At 41.3% G+C, this 22,500-nt stretch carries 14 protein-coding genes, 2 tRNA genes, 5 rRNA genes and 2 riboswitches (1 of these 23 only partly in view); of the genes, 3 read left to right on the forward strand and 18 right to left on the reverse strand.

Going from position 1 to position 22,500, the window contains the following annotated elements:
- Positions 1–198 precede the first annotated feature (198 nt).
- The 9 genes from rrf (AABL52_RS25510) to groES form a co-directional block, all read right to left on the reverse strand.
- A 5S ribosomal RNA gene (gene rrf / locus AABL52_RS25510) occupies positions 199–314 on the reverse strand.
- Positions 315–362: 48 nt separating this feature from the next.
- Positions 363–3,284: ribosomal RNA gene (locus AABL52_RS25515) — 23S ribosomal RNA — on the reverse strand.
- Positions 3,285–3,430: 146 nt separating this feature from the next.
- Positions 3,431–4,982, reverse strand: a 16S ribosomal RNA gene (locus tag AABL52_RS25520).
- Together the 16S, 23S and 5S rRNA genes form the textbook arrangement of a ribosomal RNA operon.
- A gap of 294 nt (positions 4,983–5,276) precedes the next feature.
- Positions 5,277–6,782 (reverse strand): ATP-binding protein, encoded by a 1,506-nt coding sequence (locus tag AABL52_RS25525; protein WP_000719246.1) that lies wholly within the window; start codon positions 6,780–6,782, stop codon positions 5,277–5,279.
- Positions 6,766–7,467, reverse strand: coding sequence for a response regulator transcription factor (locus tag AABL52_RS25530; protein WP_340423575.1), 702 nt, complete (start codon positions 7,465–7,467; stop codon positions 6,766–6,768). The genes AABL52_RS25525 and AABL52_RS25530 overlap by 17 nt, the downstream gene beginning before the upstream one ends.
- A gap of 144 nt (positions 7,468–7,611) precedes the next feature.
- Positions 7,612–8,937, reverse strand: coding sequence for an NCS2 family permease (locus AABL52_RS25535; protein ID WP_000833097.1), 1,326 nt, complete (start codon positions 8,935–8,937; stop codon positions 7,612–7,614).
- A 128-nt stretch (positions 8,938–9,065) separates the two neighbouring features.
- Positions 9,066–9,167: riboswitch (purine riboswitch) on the reverse strand.
- A 153-nt stretch (positions 9,168–9,320) separates the two neighbouring features.
- On the reverse strand, positions 9,321–10,859 hold the full coding sequence (guaA, locus tag AABL52_RS25540; protein WP_000743922.1) for a glutamine-hydrolyzing GMP synthase: 1,539 nt from the start codon (positions 10,857–10,859) through the stop codon (positions 9,321–9,323).
- 165 nt (positions 10,860–11,024) lie between these two features.
- Positions 11,025–11,126, reverse strand: a riboswitch (purine riboswitch).
- A gap of 139 nt (positions 11,127–11,265) precedes the next feature.
- The gene (groL, locus tag AABL52_RS25545; RefSeq protein WP_001029984.1) at positions 11,266–12,900 is read right to left on the reverse strand and encodes a chaperonin GroEL; all 1,635 of its coding nucleotides are present in this window, start codon (positions 12,898–12,900) and stop codon (positions 11,266–11,268) included.
- Positions 12,901–12,938: 38 nt separating this feature from the next.
- Positions 12,939–13,223: a co-chaperone GroES gene (groES, locus tag AABL52_RS25550; protein ID WP_000917306.1), complete on the reverse strand. Its 285-nt coding sequence runs from the start codon at positions 13,221–13,223 to the stop codon at positions 12,939–12,941.
- 402 nt (positions 13,224–13,625) lie between these two features.
- On the opposite strand from groES, the gene AABL52_RS25555 reads away from it, so the two are divergent.
- Together AABL52_RS25555 and AABL52_RS25560 are read left to right on the forward strand one after the other, a co-directional pair.
- Positions 13,626–14,375 carry a CPBP family intramembrane glutamic endopeptidase gene (locus AABL52_RS25555; protein WP_098259302.1) on the forward strand — a complete coding sequence of 250 codons (750 nt, stop codon included), beginning with the start codon at positions 13,626–13,628 and terminating at the stop codon, positions 14,373–14,375.
- Complete coding sequence (locus tag AABL52_RS25560; protein ID WP_001246201.1) at positions 14,372–14,563, forward strand: YdiK family protein; 192 nt, start codon at positions 14,372–14,374, stop codon at positions 14,561–14,563. Before AABL52_RS25555 ends, AABL52_RS25560 begins: the two co-directional genes overlap by 4 nt.
- 29 nt (positions 14,564–14,592) lie before the next feature.
- Here AABL52_RS25560 and AABL52_RS25565 read toward each other — a convergent pair whose 3' ends face one another.
- On the reverse strand, positions 14,593–15,222 hold the full coding sequence (locus AABL52_RS25565; protein WP_000372702.1) for a redox-sensing transcriptional repressor Rex: 630 nt from the start codon (positions 15,220–15,222) through the stop codon (positions 14,593–14,595).
- A 187-nt stretch (positions 15,223–15,409) separates the two neighbouring features.
- Here AABL52_RS25565 and AABL52_RS25570 point away from each other — a divergent pair, with 187 nt between their 5' ends.
- Positions 15,410–17,344: an ABC-F family ATP-binding cassette domain-containing protein gene (locus AABL52_RS25570; protein WP_212981905.1), complete on the forward strand. Its 1,935-nt coding sequence runs from the start codon at positions 15,410–15,412 to the stop codon at positions 17,342–17,344.
- Positions 17,345–17,764: 420 nt separating this feature from the next.
- On the opposite strand, the gene tsaD is transcribed toward AABL52_RS25570, so the two are convergent.
- From tsaD to AABL52_RS25610, 8 genes are all read right to left on the reverse strand, one after another.
- Positions 17,765–18,781, reverse strand: a complete 1,017-nt coding sequence (gene tsaD, locus AABL52_RS25575) for a tRNA (adenosine(37)-N6)-threonylcarbamoyltransferase complex transferase subunit TsaD (protein WP_341518682.1) — start codon at positions 18,779–18,781, stop codon at positions 17,765–17,767.
- Positions 18,781–19,224: a ribosomal protein S18-alanine N-acetyltransferase gene (gene rimI / locus AABL52_RS25580; RefSeq protein ID WP_000367209.1), complete on the reverse strand. Its 444-nt coding sequence runs from the start codon at positions 19,222–19,224 to the stop codon at positions 18,781–18,783. Before rimI ends, tsaD begins: the two co-directional genes overlap by 1 nt.
- A 13-nt stretch (positions 19,225–19,237) precedes the next feature.
- Positions 19,238–19,930 (reverse strand): tRNA (adenosine(37)-N6)-threonylcarbamoyltransferase complex dimerization subunit type 1 TsaB, encoded by a 693-nt coding sequence (gene tsaB / locus AABL52_RS25585; protein WP_000865762.1) that lies wholly within the window; start codon positions 19,928–19,930, stop codon positions 19,238–19,240.
- Positions 19,911–20,384, reverse strand: coding sequence for a tRNA (adenosine(37)-N6)-threonylcarbamoyltransferase complex ATPase subunit type 1 TsaE (tsaE, locus tag AABL52_RS25590; RefSeq protein WP_340423566.1), 474 nt, complete (start codon positions 20,382–20,384; stop codon positions 19,911–19,913). Before tsaE ends, tsaB begins: the two co-directional genes overlap by 20 nt.
- Before the next feature lie 174 nt (positions 20,385–20,558).
- Positions 20,559–20,634, reverse strand: a tRNA-Asp gene (locus tag AABL52_RS25595).
- Positions 20,635–20,637: 3 nt separating this feature from the next.
- Positions 20,638–20,714 (reverse strand) — tRNA-Met (locus tag AABL52_RS25600).
- 12 nt (positions 20,715–20,726) lie between these two features.
- A 5S ribosomal RNA gene (gene rrf, locus AABL52_RS25605) occupies positions 20,727–20,842 on the reverse strand.
- A gap of 50 nt (positions 20,843–20,892) precedes the next feature.
- A 23S ribosomal RNA gene (locus tag AABL52_RS25610) occupies positions 20,893–22,500 on the reverse strand; it runs 1,314 nt beyond the window's last position.

Below are 22,500 nucleotides of genomic sequence, written 5' to 3' on the forward strand. Positions count from 1 at the left end.
TCAAAAAACAACTGCACTATTTTAACATACCGACAGATCGCTTCTACAAAAAATAAAATAGAAAATCTTAAACTACACATCAAAAATAATAAAAGAAAATGAATATGAGGGGATTAAAAGAATAAAGATTACTTACTTGAGGCTGATAAGAAGTTTAAAACACAAAAAAGACGAGTCATACTGACTCGTCTTAAAGTTGCTTGGCGACGTCCTACTCTCACAGGGACAAGGTCCCAACTACCATCGGCGCTAGAGAGCTTAACTTCCGTGTTCGGTATGGGAACGGGTGTGACCTCTCTGCCATCATCACCAAACTATGAAGGCATATTCCTTCAAAACTAGATAACATTGCTACATATTATATGGTTAAGTCCTCGATCTATTAGTATTCGTCAGCTCCACATGTCACCATGCTTCCACCTCGAACCTATCAACCTGATCATCTTTCAGGGATCTTACTAGCTTACGCTATGGGAAATCTCATCTTGAGGGGGGCTTCATGCTTAGATGCTTTCAGCACTTATCCCTTCCGCACATAGCTACCCAGCTATGCCCTTGGCAGAACAACTGGTACACCAGCGGTGCGTCCATCCCGGTCCTCTCGTACTAAGGACAGCTCCTCTCAAATTTCCTACGCCCACGACGGATAGGGACCGAACTGTCTCACGACGTTCTGAACCCAGCTCGCGTACCGCTTTAATGGGCGAACAGCCCAACCCTTGGGACCGACTACAGCCCCAGGATGCGATGAGCCGACATCGAGGTGCCAAACCTCCCCGTCGATGTGGACTCTTGGGGGAGATAAGCCTGTTATCCCCGGGGTAGCTTTTATCCGTTGAGCGATGGCCCTTCCATGCGGAACCACCGGATCACTAAGCCCGACTTTCGTCCCTGCTCGACTTGTAGGTCTCGCAGTCAAGCTCCCTTATGCCTTTGCACTCTACGAATGATTTCCAACCATTCTGAGGGAACCTTTGGGCGCCTCCGTTACACTTTAGGAGGCGACCGCCCCAGTCAAACTGCCCACCTGACACTGTCTCCCGGGTCGATAAGACCCGTAGGTTAGAATTTCAATACAGTCAGGGCGGTATCCCACCAGCGCCTCCACCGAAGCTAGCGCTCCGGTTTCAATGGCTCCCGCCTATCCTGTACAAACTGTACCAAAATTCAATATCAGGCTACAGTAAAGCTCCACGGGGTCTTTCCGTCCTGTCGCGGGTAACCTGCATCTTCACAGGTACTATAATTTCACCGAGTCTCTGGTTGAGACAGTGCCCAAATCGTTACACCTTTCGTGCGGGTCGGAACTTACCCGACAAGGAATTTCGCTACCTTAGGACCGTTATAGTTACGGCCGCCGTTTACTGGGGCTTCAGTTCAGAGCTTCGCTTACGCTAACCCCTCTCCTTAACCTTCCAGCACCGGGCAGGTGTCACCCCCTATACTTCGCCTTACGGCTTCGCAGAGAGCTGTGTTTTTGCTAAACAGTCGCTTGGGCCTATTCACTGCGGCTTTCCGTTAAGAAAGCACCCCTTCTCCCGAAGTTACGGGGTCATTTTGCCGAGTTCCTTAACCAGAGTTCTCTCGCACACCTTAGGATTCTCTCCTCGCCTACCTGTGTCGGTTTGCGGTACAGGCACCTTTTATCTCGCTAGAAGCTTTTCTTGGCAGCGGGGAATCAAAGACTTCGCTCCATAAGGAGCTTCCCCATCACAGCTCAGCCTTCACGATAAGCGGATTTGCCTACTTATCAGCCTAACTGCTTGGACGTGCACAACCAATCGCACGCTTCTTCTATCCTTCTGCGTCCCTCCATTGCTCAAACGATAAAGAGGTGGTACAGGAATATCAACCTGTTGTCCATCGCCTACGCCTGTCGGCCTCGGCTTAGGTCCTGACTAACCCTGAGCGGACGAGCCTTCCTCAGGAAACCTTAGGCATTCGGTGGACGGGATTCTCACCCGTCTTTCGCTACTCATACCGGCATTCTCACTTCTAAGCGCTCCACCAGTCCTTCCGGTCTGACTTCACTGCACTTAGAACGCTCCCCTACCACTGATACCATTGGTATCAATTCGCAGCTTCGGTGGTGTATTTAGCCCCGGTACATTTTCGGCGCAGAGTCACTCGACTAGTGAGCTATTACGCACTCTTTAAATGGTGGCTGCTTCTAAGCCAACATCCTAGTTGTCTAAGCAACTCCACATCCTTTTCCACTTAATACACACTTTGGGACCTTAGCTGGCGATCTGGGCTGTTTCCCTCTTGACTACGGATCTTATCACTCGCAGTCTGACTCCTAAGGATAAGTCATTGGCATTCGGAGTTTGACTGAATTCGGTAATCCGATGAGGACCCCTAGTTCAATCAGTGCTCTACCTCCAAGACTCTTACACTTAAGGCTAGCCCTAAAGCTATTTCGGGGAGAACCAGCTATCTCCAGGTTCGATTGGAATTTCTCCGCTACCCACACCTCATCCCCGCACTTTTCAACGTGCGTGGGTTCGGGCCTCCATTCAGTGTTACCTGAACTTCACCCTGGACATGGGTAGATCACCTGGTTTCGGGTCTACGACCACGTACTAAACGCCCTATTCAGACTCGCTTTCGCTGCGGCTCCGCCTCTTCAGCTTAACCTCGCACGGGATCGTAACTCGCCGGTTCATTCTACAAAAGGCACGCCATCACCCATTAACGGGCTCTGACTATTTGTAGGCACACGGTTTCAGGATCTCTTTCACTCCCCTTCCGGGGTGCTTTTCACCTTTCCCTCACGGTACTGGTTCACTATCGATCACTAGGGAGTATTTAGCCTTGGGAGATGGTCCTCCCAGATTCCGACGGAATTTCACGTGTTCCGCCGTACTCAGGATACATTCAAGAGAGAACGAAGTTTCGACTACGGGGTTGTTACCCTCTACGACGGACCTTTCCAGGTCGCTTCGTCTACCTCGTTCCTTTGTAACTCCGTATAGAATGTCCTACAACCCCAAGAGGCAAGCCTCTTGGTTTGGGCTATGTTCCGTTTCGCTCGCCGCTACTCAGGAAATCGCATTTGCTTTCTCTTCCTCCAGGTACTTAGATGTTTCAGTTCCCTGGGTCTGTCTTCCTTACCCTATGTATTCAGGTAAGGATACCATACCATTACGTATGGTGGGTTTCCCCATTCGGAAATCTTCGGATCAAAGCTTACTTACAGCTCCCCGAAGCATATCGGCGTTAGTCCCGTCCTTCATCGACTCCTAGTGTCAAGGCATCCACCGTGCGCCCTTTCTAACTTAACCAAACTAAAAATTAAAAAATATGAGCTACACTGTTATCTAGTTTTCAAAGAACATACATTTATATATGAGAGATAGTTCTCTCAAAACTGAACAAAACGAAACACGGAAACTTATATTGATGAACAGCGTTCATCAATTCTCCATAGAAAGGAGGTGATCCAGCCGCACCTTCCGATACGGCTACCTTGTTACGACTTCACCCCAATCATCTGTCCCACCTTAGGCGGCTGGCTCCATAAAGGTTACCCCACCGACTTCGGGTGTTACAAACTCTCGTGGTGTGACGGGCGGTGTGTACAAGGCCCGGGAACGTATTCACCGCGGCATGCTGATCCGCGATTACTAGCGATTCCAGCTTCATGTAGGCGAGTTGCAGCCTACAATCCGAACTGAGAACGGTTTTATGAGATTAGCTCCACCTCGCGGTCTTGCAGCTCTTTGTACCGTCCATTGTAGCACGTGTGTAGCCCAGGTCATAAGGGGCATGATGATTTGACGTCATCCCCACCTTCCTCCGGTTTGTCACCGGCAGTCACCTTAGAGTGCCCAACTTAATGATGGCAACTAAGATCAAGGGTTGCGCTCGTTGCGGGACTTAACCCAACATCTCACGACACGAGCTGACGACAACCATGCACCACCTGTCACTCTGCTCCCGAAGGAGAAGCCCTATCTCTAGGGTTTTCAGAGGATGTCAAGACCTGGTAAGGTTCTTCGCGTTGCTTCGAATTAAACCACATGCTCCACCGCTTGTGCGGGCCCCCGTCAATTCCTTTGAGTTTCAGCCTTGCGGCCGTACTCCCCAGGCGGAGTGCTTAATGCGTTAACTTCAGCACTAAAGGGCGGAAACCCTCTAACACTTAGCACTCATCGTTTACGGCGTGGACTACCAGGGTATCTAATCCTGTTTGCTCCCCACGCTTTCGCGCCTCAGTGTCAGTTACAGACCAGAAAGTCGCCTTCGCCACTGGTGTTCCTCCATATCTCTACGCATTTCACCGCTACACATGGAATTCCACTTTCCTCTTCTGCACTCAAGTCTCCCAGTTTCCAATGACCCTCCACGGTTGAGCCGTGGGCTTTCACATCAGACTTAAGAAACCACCTGCGCGCGCTTTACGCCCAATAATTCCGGATAACGCTTGCCACCTACGTATTACCGCGGCTGCTGGCACGTAGTTAGCCGTGGCTTTCTGGTTAGGTACCGTCAAGGTGCCAGCTTATTCAACTAGCACTTGTTCTTCCCTAACAACAGAGTTTTACGACCCGAAAGCCTTCATCACTCACGCGGCGTTGCTCCGTCAGACTTTCGTCCATTGCGGAAGATTCCCTACTGCTGCCTCCCGTAGGAGTCTGGGCCGTGTCTCAGTCCCAGTGTGGCCGATCACCCTCTCAGGTCGGCTACGCATCGTTGCCTTGGTGAGCCGTTACCTCACCAACTAGCTAATGCGACGCGGGTCCATCCATAAGTGACAGCCGAAGCCGCCTTTCAATTTCGAACCATGCAGTTCAAAATGTTATCCGGTATTAGCCCCGGTTTCCCGGAGTTATCCCAGTCTTATGGGCAGGTTACCCACGTGTTACTCACCCGTCCGCCGCTAACTTCTTGAGAGCAAGCTCTCAATCCATTCGCTCGACTTGCATGTATTAGGCACGCCGCCAGCGTTCATCCTGAGCCAGGATCAAACTCTCCAATAAAGTTAGTTTGTCTAGCATCTAAAAATAAAAATTGACGTTTCACGTTGTTTGTTTCGTTCAGTTTTCAAAGAACTACTTGGTCGCTCATTTGCGACTCCCTTATGTTAACATCTTCGTTAGTTAATGTCAACTAAGTTTTTTATTTCGTTTGCCGCGTTCTGCGTTATTGCATCGGCGACTTATCCTATATTACACCCCTAACCCACAATCGTCAATATGTTTTTCTAAAAAAATATAAAAAGGCTTATTTCTTTTTAAATAAGCCTTTTTATCATATAGCATTCTATACGTTTATTATTTTTCTATAATTGGTAATGAGACAATAAACTGAATAATACCATCTTCATATTCCGCTCGAATACTACCACCTTGCAACTCAACAATACTTTTCGCAATCGCCAATCCAAGTCCCGATCCTTCTGTTACTCTACTTCTAGATTGATCTTTCTTATAAAAACGTTCAAACAAACTCCCTAACTCTTCTCTCGTAAACTCTTCACTATGATTCGCAATTACAATTTGTATATCCCGGCGCTGCCTTTGAAGAGAAACTTTTATCTCCCCATCATCTTTACTATACTTAATCGCGTTCATTAATAAATTATCAAATACACGAACCATCTTTTCCGAATCAACCGCTGCATAGGCACGTTCCTCAGGAAACTTCTTAACAAACGTAAGTCCATGCTCTTCTGCTTGCGGTACTAACTCTTCTATTAATTGCTCTAATAACTCATTTATACAAACCTCTTGTTTTTCTAATATAACTTGCTCATTTGTTAACTTCGTATACTCAAATAAATCTTCTATTAAATTCTTTAGCTGCTCCGACTTTGCAAAAGCAATTCTCGTGTATTCATCATGTTGGTCTTTATTTTCATATTTAGAATCTCGAAGTAATCGCAAGTAACCCATAATAGAAGTCAGTGGTGTACGTAAATCGTGAGATACATTCGTAATAAGCTCGTTCTTTTGCTTCTCTAATTTACGTTCCTTTTCTATATTATTCATAAGCTCTTCTGCCATATTATTAATATTCTCAGTTAAAGACGCAATCTCATCTTCACCTTTTTTCTCAATACGGTACGCTAAGTTTCCTTTTTCTATTTCCTTTACACCTTGTGCCATCGCTTCAATTTGCTTCATCTTTCTCTTTGTTATATAGAAGAAAGAGAAAATGAATACGAGTACACCTATGAAAAATGGAAACGGCCCTTCTTGCGTATCATATATTACTTCACCTTCTGGAATCCCACTAACAAACATGTATAAATTCTTATCTTCTATTGTAATAGGTGCAAAAGCTATAAATTCTTTTCTCGTACTTTCAAATTCTTTTCTACCATTCATATAATTAATCGCAAACGATGATGCATTACGAATTGTATTATGCAAATCAATTTGCTCTTCTTGTGCCTGCTTTGTTTTATATAAAACTTTACCACTCTCGTCAGTAACTAATACTTTTAAAGCTCTAGAGTCTCGTTCTAAATTTTGATTCTCTATTTCAATCATACTTGAGATAGCTTCTAATTTATTTTCATGAACTGAACTATTCGCCACACTTTGAGCTTGTTGGTTAATTTGTTCCATCCCATTCCGATAATCGATCGTCGCCTCTCGATTCGCATTCTCAAAAAACGGCGCTGCTGCCTTCGCTGACAAAAGCCCTAATAACGCACAAGCAGTAAATGCAGTAATAAGTTGAATTCGTATACTCCGTTTCACACTCTTCACTATCTTTCCAATTAATTCTCGAATTTTCCTCACATAAGTAAATGGATTAAATATCTTTTTCAATCTTATACCCCACTCCCCATACTGTTTTTATATATATTGGCTTCCTTGGATTCTCTTCAATCTTTTCACGCACTTTCCGAATATGAACCATTACCGTGTTATCCGACTGGAAAGACCTTTCGTTCCAAACCTTTTCATAAATTTGTTCCGCGCTAAAGACCATACCCGGATTACGAGCCAGTAATTCTAAAATAGAAAACTCCCTTGGGGTCAGTTTCACTTCTTCTCCATCCACAATGACTTTATGGGTTGAGATGTTTATTTTCATCTCTCCAATTTCTAACTCGTCCTCATTTTGAATAGAAAAACCATTCATCTTCATATAACGACGTAACTGAGATTTAATTCTTGCAATTAACTCTAACGGATTAAATGGTTTCGTTACGTAATCATCTGCACCTGTTGTTAACCCTAAAATTTTATCCATATCTTGCGTTTTCGCAGAAAGCATAATAATTGGCATTTCTTTCGATTCTCTTACTTTCATACACATATGAATACCGTCTACTTTCGGCATCATAATATCTAATACGACGAGATGTACTTCATTTTTTTCTAGTAAACGTAATCCTTCTTCTCCGTCCCCTGCTTGCAATACTTTATATCCTTCATTCTTTAAATAGATTGTAATAAGATTTCTAATTTCTTTTTCATCATCTACGACAAGTATTGTTTCGTTTGCCACAATATCTCCCCCATCACTTTTTTAATCCCTAACTTCTATTATAGGAAAACTTCTGAAGAAAAACGCTCGGAAATCCTTAAGATTTTCTGAAGACGCAAAAAAGGTCTAGACTCCCCTTAAGTCTAGACCTTTCAAAAACCCCTTTTATTTACGAACGTAGATGAAATATAGTACGAATAAAACTCCCATAACATACATAATTGGATGAATCTCTTTACGACGACCGCTTACTACCATTGTAATTGGATAGAAGATAAACCCAATTGCAATCCCTGTCGCAATACTATACGTAAGTGGCATTGAAATGATTGTAAAGAATGCTGGTACTGCAATCTCGAATTTCTTCCAATCAATTTCACCTAAAGATGAAACCATTAAGATTCCTACAATAATTAAAGCTGGTGCCGTTACAGCTGGTGTTACAACACTTAATAACGGCGAGAAGAATAGTGCCAGCAAGAAGAATCCTGCTGTTACAACTGCTGTAAATCCAGAACGTCCACCCGCTGCTACCCCTGCAGAAGATTCAATGTAAGACGTTGTTGTTGATGTACCTAGGATCGCACCGATTACAGTTGCAATCGCATCTGCAAATAACGCTTTTCCTGCACGTGGTAATTTATTGTTTTTCATTAATCCAGCTTGATTCGCAACCGCTACAAGTGTACCTGCTGTATCAAAGAAATCGATAAAGAAGAACGTTATAATAACAATTACCATTTGAACAGTGAAAATATCTCCAAAGTGCGTTAACGCCACACCGAACGTCGGTTCTAGGCTCGGTATTGCTCCCACTACAGCTTTCGGAGTATCGATCAATCCTGTTGCTACTCCTAAGATCGCTGTAAGAATCATACCGTAGAACACTGCACCATTAACTTTCTTAATCATGAAGATGATTGTCGTAACAACCCCGAAGATTGCTAGTAACGTTGTGCCCTTTGTTAAATCCCCCAATCCAACAAGAACAGCATCATTTTTCACGATAATTCCGGCATTTTGGAATCCAAGGAATGCAATGAACAATCCGATACCTGCCGCTACTGCAAACTTTAACTCCGATGGAATTGCATTAATGATTTTTTCACGAATACCTGAAGCTGTAAGAATAATAAAGATAATACCTGACATTAATGTTCCAGCAATTGCTGTTTGCCACGGAATACCCATCGTTAACACTGCCGTATAAGCAAAGAACGCGTTAATTCCCATACCCGGTGCCAAAGCAATCGGATACTTCGCGAAGATCCCCATAATTAACGAACCAATCGCCGCTGCTAATGCTGTAGCAACGAATACTGCACCTGGATCCATTCCTGTACCTGCCGGTAACCCTTTAACATTTCCAAGTGACAGCGTAGCAGGATTGACAAATAGTACATAAGCCATAGATAAAAATGTCGTTAAACCCGCTATGAACTCTGTTTTATAATTTGTTCCGAGTTCATCAAACTGAAAATAGCGTTTCATCTTACGTTTCCCCCGTTATATGATTACTCGCCGTAATCTGCCTAGCCCTCTTTTATCTATTAAAAATAAAAAAGGCTTCCATTGCATATACATGGAAGCGTTCTATGAATAAAGATAAGATTCCCCTCACCTTTATAAAAACGCCTCGTAGTCAAGCCATTTACGGTAGCTAGGTAGAAACTTTCGGGCCATATCCCCGATATTATACGACGGCATAATATTCACTTTTCGTTTGAATTACATACTCATATTAACTCTTGAAAGTATTTTTGTCAATTTAAAAACGAACATTTTTATAAACTTTTATATTTTCGTTCGTATTATACTTGGAAATAAAAAAAGATCCATCTATGCATGAGCGATAGATGGATCTTTTTATAATACTATTCCCACTCAATAGTTGCTGGTGGCTTACTCGTTACATCATACACGATACGGTTAACGTGTTTTACTTCGTTTACGATACGTACAGAGATTTTCTCTAATACGTCCCAAGGGATACGTGCCCAGTCAGCTGTCATACCGTCGATAGATGTTACTGCACGGATACCTACTGTGTAATCGTAAGTACGCTCATCACCCATAACACCTACGCTACGCATACCAGGAAGGGCAGTGAAGTATTGCCAAATTTCACGGTCTAAGCCCGCTTTAATAATTTCTTCACGTAAAATCGCATCAGATTCACGAACAATTTCTAATTTCTCTTCTGTGATTTCACCTAATACACGAATACCAAGACCAGGACCTGGGAATGGTTGACGCCATACGATTTCATCAGGAATTCCTAGTTCTGATCCTAATACACGTACTTCATCTTTAAATAACGTGTTTAAAGGCTCAATTAATTTGAACTGCATGTCTTCTGGAAGTCCACCAACGTTATGGTGAGATTTAATTGTTTGTGCAGTTGCTGTACCACTTTCAACGATGTCTGTGTAAAGTGTACCTTGTGCTAGGAAGTCCATACCTTGTAATTTAGAAGCTTCATCATCAAATACGTAAATGAATTCATTACCGATGATTTTACGTTTTTGTTCTGGATCTTCTACACCTTTTAACTTGTTCATGAAACGTTCTTGTGCATCCACTTTAATAACGTTCATGTGGAAGCCTTCGCTGAATGTTTTCATAACGCCTTCTGCTTCACCTTTACGAAGTAAGCCGTGGTCAACGAAAATACATGTTAATTGGTCGCCGATTGCTTTATGAATTAACACTGCTACAACAGAAGAGTCTACACCGCCGCTAAGTGCGCATAGTACTTTTTTGTCTCCAACAGTTTCACGAATTTTCTCTAATTCTACTTCGATAAAGTTCTCCATGTTCCATCCTTCAGAACAACCACATGCGCCGAATACGAAGTTTTTAATTAAATCGTTACCGTGCTCAGAGTGACGTACTTCTGGGTGGAATTGTACACCGTATAAGTTTTGCTCTTCATTGCTCATACCAGCAATTGGACAAGACTCACTTGTTGCGTCTACTACGAATCCTTCAGGTAAACCAGTTACTAAGTCACCATGACTCATCCATACAACCTGCTCTTCTGGAAGGTTCGTATATAATTTTGATTCGTTCTCTACTTTAAGAACAGCTTTTCCATACTCACGGTGGTTTGCACGTTCTACTTTACCACCGAAGTGTTGTGTCATAAGCTGCATACCGTAACAAATACCGAAGATCGGTAATCCTAGTTCAAAGATTTTTTCATCACAATGTAATGCGCCTTCACCGTATACACTATTTGGTCCACCAGAGAAGATAATCCCTTTTGGATTCATTGCTTTAATTTCTTCTGCAGTAATTGTATGTGGATGAAGTTCACTGTATACACCGAACTCACGAATTCGACGTGCTATTAACTGATTGTACTGACTCCCAAAATCTAAAACGATAATTGTATCATGCTGCTTCTTCAAAATAATCACCCCAACGTTAGTTCTCGTATATAAATATTTTCACCAATTTGGCAAAAAGCATTACTAATATAATAAAAAAAGCCAGTCCTCCGCCTCTAGTCTCATAACAAAGAAAAGGCAGGGGTCTGGCTTTATAAAGAAAGATAGTCTTCCGCTCTTTATAAATATAAGACGCACTGCCTTCATAGTCAGGTTGTTTACGGTAACCCGGTAGAGACTCTCAAACCATATCATCGAGGATATATGAAGGATTGTTTTATATTATCTTCCTAGATTCTAACAATGAAGTATCGATATGGTCAAGAGAGAAAGCGACAAAATTCTACAGAAATTCATTTCCTTTTCTAAAAAACATAAAAAAACATCCATTTCTATATAGAAATGGATGTTTTTCGAGCAAACGGAATTACATCATTCCGCCCATACCGCCCATGCCCATGCCGCCCATGTCAGGCATTGCTGGTGCATTTGGTTCTGGTTTGTCAGCTACTACAGCTTCAGTTGTTAAGAACATAGCTGCAACAGATGCTGCGTTTTGAAGTGCAGAGCGAGTTACTTTAGCTGGATCTACGATACCAGTTTCAAGCATGTTAACCCATTCGCCAGTAGCTGCGTTGAAACCAACGCCTACTTTTTCGCCTTTTAGACGCTCTACAACTACAGATCCTTCTAGACCAGCGTTGATTGCGATTTGACGAACTGGCTCTTCTAGTGCGCGAAGTACGATGTTGATACCTGTTGCTTCATCGCCTTCAGCTACGATAGAAGCTACTTTCGTGTATACGTTCATAAGTGAAGTACCACCACCTGCAACGATACCTTCTTCTACTGCTGCACGAGTTGAGTTAAGTGCATCTTCAATGCGAAGTTTGCGCTCTTTTAACTCAGTTTCAGTTGCTGCACCTACTTTAATTACTGCTACGCCACCTGCAAGTTTTGCAAGACGCTCTTGTAATTTTTCACGATCGAATTCAGAAGTAGTTTCTTCTAATTGCGCGCGGATTTGACCGATGCGAGCTTCGATTTGTTGTGAATTTCCGATACCTTCAACTACAGTTGTGTTTTCTTTCGTTACAACAACTTTACCAGCGCGTCCTAAAGATTCAATTGTAGCAGATTTTAAATCACGACCTAATTCTTCAGTGATTACTTCGCCACCAGTTAAGATTGCGATATCTTCTAGCATTGCTTTACGACGGTCACCAAATCCAGGAGCTTTAACAGCTACTACATTGAATGTACCACGAAGTTTGTTCACTACTAATGTAGCTAAAGCTTCGCCTTCTACGTCTTCAGCGATGATAAGAAGTGGTTTACCTTGTTGTACCACTTGCTCTAATACTGGTAAGATTTCTTGGATGTTAGAAATCTTCTTATCAGTAATTAAGATGTATGGGTTATCAAGAACTGCTTCCATTTTGTCAGAATCAGTAATCATGTAAGGAGATGCATATCCACGATCAAATTGCATACCTTCTACTACGTCTAATTCTGTTGTAAATCCTTTAGATTCTTCTAAAGTAATAACGCCGTCGTTACCAACGCGCTCCATTGCTTCAGCGATTAATTGACCTACTTCTTCGTCAGCTGCAGAAATAGCAGCTACTTGTGCGATAGAAGATTTACCTTCAATTGGTTTAGAAATCTCTTTTAATTCTGCAATTGCAGCAGTAACAGCTTTTTCGATACCTTTACGAAGACCCATTGGGTTCGCACCAGCTGTTACGTTTTTAAGACCTTCACGAATCATAGCTTGTGCTAATACAGTTGCAGTTGTTGTTCCGTCACCAGCTACATCATTTGTTTTGCTAGCAACTTCTGCTACTAATTTTGCACCCATGTTTTCGAATGCATCTTCTAATTCGATTTCTTTTGCGATTGTTACACCGTCATTTGTAATAAGTGGTGAACCGAATTTTTTCTCAAGTACAACGTTACGACCTTTTGGTCCAAGCGTTACTTTTACTGCGTTTGCAAGAGTGTCGACACCGCGAAGCATCGAACGACGTGCTTCTTCACTAAATTTAATATCTTTTGCCATAATAATTGACCCCCTTGGATTTTTTAAGATTTATATAATTAACCGATAACTGCTAAAATGTCACTTTCACGTAAAATCAAGTAGTCAGTACCTTCGTATTTCACTTCAGTACCTGCATATTTTGAGAAGATGATAAGATCACCTGCTGCTACCTCTAAAGCAACACGCTCACCATTTTCAAGCACTCGACCAGTACCTACTGCAATAACTTTACCCTCTTGTGGTTTTTCTTTTGCAGTGTCTGGTAATACAATACCACTTGCTGTTTTTTCTTCTGCTTGAACAAGCTCAATTACAACGCGATCACCTAATGGCTTTAGCATGAACAATAACCTCCTCATTTTGTTATGTAAATTTTATTTATTAGCACTCAAGTCACCCGAGTGCTAACACACTTATAATAATAAATAATCTCAATTTCTTTTGCAAGTAAAAAAATCATAATTTTTTCGCAAATTCAGCTATACACTTTTTCTATATAGAGTCCCTCTTCTTCTACCTTTACTATATGAATCGTTGTTTCCACTACTCGTATGTTACAATATGAAAGGACACCCTAAGTTGTTTTCGCTATACACACAACTTTCTCCTGTCTTCTATTATAATTTCAAATACGGATTTACGAAAAAAACATAATTTAAGCGAGGTTTATATCGTAGGTAGCATATTTACATGTTATCCTACCTTATCTCATACACTAGAGTTAGAAAGGATGGTTAAACCATTTGAAAAAACAATATTGGTGGATTATCGTTACATACATTTTAATGCAGTTATCATCCATTGCTGGATTACCACTTCTGCTGAAAACTGGACTTTATGATAACAGGGGCTTTACTAGAGAAGAGAAATTTCAACTCATAACTGGCCACTGGGCAATCATTAGCTTCTTTATTGCATTATGTATCGTACTTTGGTTACTTAGAACAGATATTCGCGACAGACGTTTAGATACAACGCGTTCTACTATTCCAGCTACGATTGGTTGGATTTTTATCGGCTTCTTCTTAGCATTTTTCTCGCAAAGTATTGCCGGCATGATAGAAATGCGTTTATTAGGAATTAAACCTGGATCAGAAAATACAGCGAGACTTATGGATATTGCTAGGACGACACCTTGGTTCCTTATCGTCATATCTATAATAGGACCTATCTTGGAAGAAATCGTATTTAGAAAAATTTTATTTGGTACACTTTATAAGAAGTTTAACTTCTTTATTGCTGCTATCATTAGTTCTCTCGTATTCGCAGCAATTCATTTTGATTTTACTCACCTATTGGTATACACTTCTATGGGGCTCGTATTCGCCTTTTTATATGTAAAAACGAAGCGTATTATCGTCCCTATCGCAGCTCATGTTGCTATGAATACATTAGTTGCAGTTGCTCAAGTTTTAATGAGCAATGAACAAATTCAAGAAATGATTAAAGAAGCTGAAAAAATGCAAGGCTTTATCGGAGGATTTTTAGTATGAGAAACTCACCATTGTTCATGGCTGCATTGTACTTCCTTCTAGGGTGTATCTTTACACGCTTCGCCATTACGAACGTAACAGATACAATCTGGAATATGTGGACAATACTATTTGCAGTTATGGCAACAATTGATTTTAATTTGGCACTTCGCCTTATCTTAGTTAAATTCACAAAGAAAAAACAATAATAAAACGCAGAGGTCGCTTCCTCTGCGTTTTATTGTGGATAATTCTTTAAAAAGTAAACAAGTGTTTGTAACTCTACCGCTAAATCAATATGATGAATTCTTATATTGTCTGACACATTTAAGCGTGCTGGTGTGAAATTTAAAATACCATGCACATTCGTTTCTGCCAATCTATCTGCTACAGGTTGTGCTACTGTAGCGGGTACTGTTAATATTGCCACTTGTATATCAGTTGATAAACGTTCTTCTAATTCATCTAAATGATATACAGGAATGCCCCCGATTTCTGTTCCGACTTTCTCTTCACTAACGTCAAACGCCATTTCAATTTTTGTATTATTGTTTTTCGTGAAATTATAATGTAAGAAAGCGGTCCCTAAATTACCTACTCCAATAAGTGCTACACGTGTTATATCATCTTGGTCGAGTGTTTCACGGAAAAATGATAATAAATAATTTACGTTATATCCATAACCTTTTTTCCCTAACGCTCCAAAATATGAGAAATCTCTTCGAATCGTTGCGGAATCAACCTTTACCGCTTCACTCAATTCGGCTGATGAAACACGTTGCTTACCAGAAAGAGATAAGTTTTGGATAAATCGATAGTATAGAGGCAATCGTTTGGCAGTGGCCTGTGGAATTTTTTGCTGATCCATATAACCTCTCCTCTCTTCCTATCTTTATTCATATACTTGAATCAAATACAGAAGTTTAGCACTCATGAATTTCCCTGTATAATAAAGAGAAGAAGTATTCTCTCTTTATTTTAAACTATACACTATTTTTAGTATGATTGAGAAATATAAACATGGCAAAGTTAAGAAATTATTTGAGGTGAAAACATTGATTTTATTACAAGTAAACGCGCTTTCGAAATTATACGGTGCAGAAACGATTCTTGCAAACATAAAATTGGAAGTTCAAACGAAAGATCGTATCGCATTAGTCGGACGAAATGGAGCCGGTAAATCTACGTTATTAAAAATAATAGCTGGTGAGCTATCTCATGATGGCGGCGAAATTATAAAACCAAAAGATGTCTCAATCGGGTACTTAGCTCAAAATACCGGGTTAGAAACGTCTTTAACAATTTGGGATGAAATGTTAACCGTCTTTACACACCTGCAGCAAATGGAGACAAAGCTTCGAAGGCTAGAGCAAGAAATGGGCAAAGAAGAAAACTTTTCAAACGAGGCTACATATGAAAGATTATTAGCTGACTATGACCAATTACAATTAAATTATAAAGATCAAGGTGGCTATCAGTACGAAGCAGATATTCGTTCAATTTTAAGTGGGCTTGGCTTCCCAGTTGAAACGCACCAGACGACGATTTCTACATTAAGCGGTGGACAAAAAACACGCTTAGCTCTCGGTAAATTATTATTAACGAAACCGGACCTACTTATTTTGGACGAGCCTACAAACCATTTAGACATCGAAACATTAACATGGCTTGAACAATATTTACAAGGCTATCCTGGCGCAATACTAATCGTTTCCCATGACCGTTATTTCTTAGATAAACTCGTTACACAAGTATATGAAATTTCGAATAAAGAAAGCAGACGATTTGTTGGTAACTACAGTAAATATTTAGACTTAAAATCAGCGCTATACGAGCAAGAAATGAAACGTTATGAAAAACAACAAGATGAAATCGCTAAGCTTGAGGACTTCGTTCAAAAAAATATAGCACGTGCATCGACGACAAAACGTGCCCAAAGCCGTCGTAAACAATTAGACCGAATGGAATTATTAACAAGACCATTAGGTGATTCTAAGTCAGCTTCCTTCCACTTCGATATCGAAAAACAAAGTGGAAATGATGTTTTACAAGTAAAGGATGCAACTATCGGCTATGATGAGGATCCAATTATTGAACATGTAACAATGCGCTTAACTCGCGGGGATAGTGTTGCTTTAGTTGGTCCAAACGGAATCGGGAAATCGACATTATTAAAATCACTTGTGAATAAGTTGCCACTATTACATGGTGATGTTTCTTTCGGATCCAACGTCTCGGTTGGTTATTATGATCAAGAACAAGCAAACTTAACATCTTCTAAGCGAGTTTTAAATGAGTTATGGGATGAATATCCACTGCAGCCTGAAAAAGAAATTCGTACGATATTAGGTAACTTCTTATTCACAGGGGATGATGTACTAAAACCAGTATCTTCTCTTAGTGGTGGACAAAAAGCTCGATTAGCTCTTGCAAAACTTATGATGCAAAAATCGAATTTATTAATTCTTGATGAACCTACGAACCATCTTGATTTAAATAGTAAAGAGATTTTGGAGAATGCTTTAATTGATTATCCAGGCACCCTTCTATTTGTCTCACATGACCGCTACTTTATTAATCGTGTAACGACGACCGTTGTTGAGTTATCAACAGAAGGTGCACAGGAATATTTAGGTGACTACGATTACTACGTTGAAAAGAAAAATGAAATGATTGAACGCGCAGCATTTGAACAACAAGAACAGCAAGAAAACCAAGCACCTGTTCAAAAAACTGTAGCTCAAGAAAAATTAAATTATCTCGAAGAAAAAGAGCGTAAACAATTAGAACGTCAACGCACCCGAAAAATTGAGGAGCTAGAACAAAACATTGTAGAATTTGAAGAAGAAATTGCTACGTTAGAAGATCAACTTTGCTTACCAGAAATATATGCAGATTATGAAAAGGCTAGTGAAATTACAACGAAAAAGCAAACACTACAAGAGCAACTTGATGCATGTATGGCAGAATGGGAAGAATTGCATTTATAAGAGTATGAATAAGAAGGATGTCTCATAAGTCAGGATTTTTGACTATGCGACATCCTTTTTGTCTTCCAGTTGGGATGAACGTCATATTGTATAAACAATTCGACACGACATATCGATTTACCGACAAAGTTTGACATTGTTAATCACTCCTATCATAAGAGCGTATTTCAAAATGTTTTTTAGAGATATCTTCTTGTTATTTATTTCCCGAAAAAGAATACATGTAAAGGTCAGACTTCATCTGATTTATCCACAAGTTTATACACATATCCACCTTTGTAAAATAAACTCCAAAATAACTTTTCCACATTATCCACAATTGGCAAAAAAGTTATCAACATTTTATATACACAGTAAAACCCACATTATCAACAGATAATATGGGTTTTATCCACAAGCTGTGGTTAATTTTGTGTATAACTATGCTTCAATATCTAATCCTGGATTTGCATTTAAAGCTAATGTAGCACGTTTTCCTTGTTCATATGCAATTGTACCTGCCGCTGCAATCATGGCTGCATTATCTGTGCATAAAGATAGCGGAGGAATAAGTAGCTCAATATTTTCTTTTTGTGCAAATTCTTCTTCTAAACGTGCACGAAGTCCTTTATTAGCAGCTACTCCACCAGCTAGCAGCAGTTGCTTTACGTTATACGCTTCTGCTGCACGGGATGCTTTCGTTACAAGTACATCTATTACACTCGCTTGGAAACTTGCTGCTAAATCTTCTGGTGCAATTTCTATCCCGCGTTGTTTTGCGTTATGCACAGTGTTGATAACTGCTGATTTCAATCCACTAAAACTGAAATCATACGAATCAGGTTCTAGCCATGCACGAGGCAAATCGATTGTTGGTTCTCCTTCATGTGCAAGGCGATCAATATGAGGACCACCTGGATATGGCATAGATAACGTACGAGCTACTTTATCATATGCCTCTCCAGCTGCATCATCTCTTGTTTCACCAATCACTTCGAATGAACCATGTTCTTTCATATAAACAAGCTCTGTATGCCCACCAGATACAACAAGTGATAGTAGTGGAAATTGAACTTCTTTTACTAAACGATTCGCATAAATATGACCAGCGATATGATGAACACCAACTAGAGGAATATCATGTGCAAAAGCTACTGCTTTCGCTGCATTTACTCCTATTAAAAGCGCTCCTACTAAACCAGGTCCTTCTGTTACAGCAATTGCATCAATATCATCAAATGTGATATTTGCTTCTTTTAAAGCTTCTTCTAACACAACTGTAATTTCTTCTACATGATGACGGGATGCAATCTCTGGTACAACTCCGCCGAAACGTTTATGACTTTCAATTTGTGATGCAACGACATTCGCAATAATTTCCGTTCCATTTTTAACAACTGCTACTGCTGTTTCATCACAACTTGTTTCAATACCAAGTATAATCGTATTTTTTTCCATTATATATTCACCCACATTACGAGACCATCTTCCTGATTGTCTGCATAGTATCGTTTACGAATTCCACCATTTTGAAATCCGTATTTTCTGTATAACTGTTTTGCTACTTCATTTGATACACGTACTTCAAGTGTCATCGTTTTTACCCCTAAATCTTTCGCTTCGGAAATAACTTCTTTCAATAAAGCATCCCCTAGCTTTTGACCTCTGTATTCTGGCAAAATAGCTATATTTGTTATATGTGATTCATCAATAATTATCCACAATCCACAATACCCAATTACACGACCATCTTTTTCTAGCACAACATAATGTGCATGTTCATTCGTCGTTAACTCACGGTGAAAGGCATCTGCAGTCCAAGGAGTTGAAAAAGACGCTTCTTCAATAGCTACAATTTGAGCGATATCCTCGAGTTCCATCTTTCTAAATATCATATCCATCTTCTGCAGACTCCTACTTGTTTTGACTTTCTAACCACTTTGTTTCAGCTTCAGCTAAACGAAGATAACTAGGAACAAATGAATGTACATCTTGTTCCTCTTTTTGTAATCCTAAAAACGCCAGCTCACTTGGTCTTGGGTTATTTTTAGTAAAAGGAGCAAATACAGCTTGATCGCCTAAATGTTCTATTATTGTTTCTTTGTGCAGTTTAACATCGTTACCAATAAATAAAACCTGCTTGCCTTTATCTTTTAACATTTGCAACCAGTCTACAATAAGGATGATTCGGTCTTCTTCTATAGAAGTTACATTCTCTCCTTCATATGTATATAACCCAGTATAAATTTGTCCACGTCTTCCATCAAATAAAGGACAGATTAATCCATCAAAATTAGCTCCGTTTGCAGCTACTACTTCTAAACTGGATACACCTACAATCGGTATTTGAAGTGACCAAGCTAATGTTTTTGCAGCTGTCACACCTATGCGAACACCTGTATATGATCCAGGTCCAGCAGCTACAACGATTTTAGTTAATTCTTTCGGTTTTACACCACATTCTTTTAACAGTTGCTCTACAGCTGGCATAAGACGTACAGAATGGTTTTTTGTTAAGTTTGTAATGATTTCCCCAATTACGTTTCCTTCCTCAATAAGGGATACACCCATTACGTAATTTGAAGTATCAATTGCTAGTACTTTCATCTTGTAATAGCTCCTCACATAATCTAATATATCGATCTCCAATTGGCTCGAGTACAATTCTTCTTGTATCATCTCCAGCATGGAATAAACTAATTTGTAACTTCTCATTTGGTAAAAATGCTTCTATTAAATGAGCCCATTCTACTACGGTAATTCCTTCACCGTAGAAATACTCATCAAAACCTAAGTCCTCTTCACTTTCTGCTAAGCGATACACGTCCATATGATATAGCGGCAATCTCCCTTTATATTCTTTAATAATATTAAAGGTAGGACTATTTACAACTCTTTTCACTCCAAGACCTTTTGCTAGTCCTTTTGTAAAAGTTGTCTTACCAGCCCCTAGATCTCCTTCTAAAATAATTACATCTTGCGCCTGGGCAAGTCCACCTAGTTTTTCTGATAACCTTTGTGTTTCCTCAGAGGATTTTGTTGTTATTTTATATTTACTCACAGACTTCACCTACTTTACTCACAATGTTCTCTGCTCTTTATTATACAGGTTTTGAATATATAAAAAAGTCCTTAGGAGTTTTCCTAAGGATAGTTTGACTGTCTTTATTAGTTTTTTGTTAAAACAAATAAAAAAATACGAAACAACATGTTTCGTTCTTTTCTTTATATAAAATGGCGGTCCCGACCGGGGTCGAACCGGCGATCTCCTGCGTGACAGGCAGGCATGTTAACCACTACACCACGGGACCATTTGGTTGCGGGGACAGGATTTGAACCTGCGACCTTCGGGTTATGAGCCCGACGAGCTACCGTGCTGCTCCACCCCGCGATGATATAAATAGCCTGGCAACGTCCTACTCTCACAGGGACAAGGTCCCAACTACCATCGGCGCTAGAGAGCTTAACTTCCGTGTTCGGTATGGGAACGGGTGTGACCTCTCTGCCATCATTACCAGACTATTGAAGGTATATTCCTTCAAAACTAGATAACATTTGCTACATATTATATGGTTAAGTCCTCGATCTATTAGTATTCGTCAGCTCCACATGTCACCATGCTTCCACCTCGAACCTATCAACCTGATCATCTTTCAGGGATCTTACTAGCTTACGCTATGGGAAATCTCATCTTGAGGGGGGCTTCATGCTTAGATGCTTTCAGCACTTATCCCTTCCGCACATAGCTACCCAGCTATGCCCTTGGCAGAACAACTGGTACACCAGCGGTGCGTCCATCCCGGTCCTCTCGTACTAAGGACAGCTCCTCTCAAATTTCCTACGCCCACGACGGATAGGGACCGAACTGTCTCACGACGTTCTGAACCCAGCTCGCGTACCGCTTTAATGGGCGAACAGCCCAACCCTTGGGACCGACTACAGCCCCAGGATGCGATGAGCCGACATCGAGGTGCCAAACCTCCCCGTCGATGTGGACTCTTGGGGGAGATAAGCCTGTTATCCCCGGGGTAGCTTTTATCCGTTGAGCGATGGCCCTTCCATGCGGAACCACCGGATCACTAAGCCCGACTTTCGTCCCTGCTCGACTTGTAGGTCTCGCAGTCAAGCTCCCTTATGCCTTTGCACTCTACGAATGATTTCCAACCATTCTGAGGGAACCTTTGGGCGCCTCCGTTACACTTTAGGAGGCGACCGCCCCAGTCAAACTGCCCACCTGACACTGTCTCCCGGGTCGATAAGACCCGTAGGTTAGAATTTCAATACAGTCAGGGCGGTATCCCACCAGCGCCTCCACCGAAGCTAGCGCTCCGGTTTCAATGGCTCCCGCCTATCCTGTACAAACTGTACCAAAATTCAATATCAGGCTACAGTAAAGCTCCACGGGGTCTTTCCGTCCTGTCGCGGGTAACCTGCATCTTCACAGGTACTATAATTTCACCGAGTCTCTGGTTGAGACAGTGCCCAAATCGTTACACCTTTCGTGCGGGTCGGAACTTACCCGACAAGGAATTTCGCTACCTTAGGACCGTTATAGTTACGGCCGCCGTTTACTGGGGCTTCAGTTCAGAGCTTCGCTTACGCTAACCCCTCTCCTTAACCTTCCAGCACCGGGCAGGTGTCACCCCCTATACTTCGCCTTACGGCTTCGCAGAGAGCTGTGTTTTTGCTAAACAGTCGCTTGGGCCTATTCACTGCGGCTTTCCGTTAAGAAAGCACCCCTTCTCCCGAAGTTACGGGGTCATTTTGCCGAGTTCCTTAACCAGAGTTCTCTCGCACACCTTAGGATTCTCTCCTCGCCTACCTGTGTCGGTTTGCGGTACAGGCACCTTTTATCTCGCTAGAAGCTTTTCTTGGCAGCGGGGAATCAAAGACTTCGCTCCATAAGGAGCTTCCCCATCACAGCTCAGCCTTCACGATAAGCGGATTTGCCTACTTATCAGCCTAACTGCTTGGACGTGCACAACCAATCGCACGCTTCTTCTATCCTTCTGCGTCCCTCCATTGCTCAAACGATAAAGAGGTGGTACAGGAATATCAACCTGTTGTCCATCGCCTACGCCTGTCGGCCTCGGCTTAGGTCCTGACTAACCCTGAGCGGACGAGCCTTCCTCAGGAAACCTTAGGCATTCGGTGGACGGGATTCTCACCCGTCTTTC

It is taken from the genome of Bacillus paramobilis (assembly GCF_038096195.1).
In the GTDB taxonomy this organism is placed as follows: Bacteria; Bacillota; Bacilli; order Bacillales; family Bacillaceae_G; genus Bacillus_A; species Bacillus_A mobilis.

Excerpts from the sequence above, each read along its gene's own strand:
- AABL52_RS25535 (WP_000833097.1), bottom strand. The coding sequence starts at position 8,937 with ATGAAACGCTATTTTCAGTTTGATGAACTCGGAACAAATTATAAAACA.
- groL (WP_001029984.1), bottom strand. The coding sequence starts at position 12,900 with ATGGCAAAAGATATTAAATTTAGTGAAGAAGCACGTCGTTCGATGCTT.
- tsaB (WP_000865762.1), bottom strand. The coding sequence starts at position 19,930 with ATGAAAGTACTAGCAATTGATACTTCAAATTACGTAATGGGTGTATCC.
- AABL52_RS25565 (WP_000372702.1), bottom strand. The coding sequence starts at position 15,222 with ATGGATCAGCAAAAAATTCCACAGGCCACTGCCAAACGATTGCCTCTA.
- AABL52_RS25560 (WP_001246201.1), top strand. The coding sequence starts at position 14,372 with ATGAGAAACTCACCATTGTTCATGGCTGCATTGTACTTCCTTCTAGGG.
- groES (WP_000917306.1), bottom strand. The coding sequence starts at position 13,223 with ATGCTAAAGCCATTAGGTGATCGCGTTGTAATTGAGCTTGTTCAAGCA.
- tsaD (WP_341518682.1), bottom strand. The coding sequence starts at position 18,781 with ATGGAAAAAAATACGATTATACTTGGTATTGAAACAAGTTGTGATGAA.
- rimI (WP_000367209.1), bottom strand. The coding sequence starts at position 19,224 with ATGGATATGATATTTAGAAAGATGGAACTCGAGGATATCGCTCAAATT.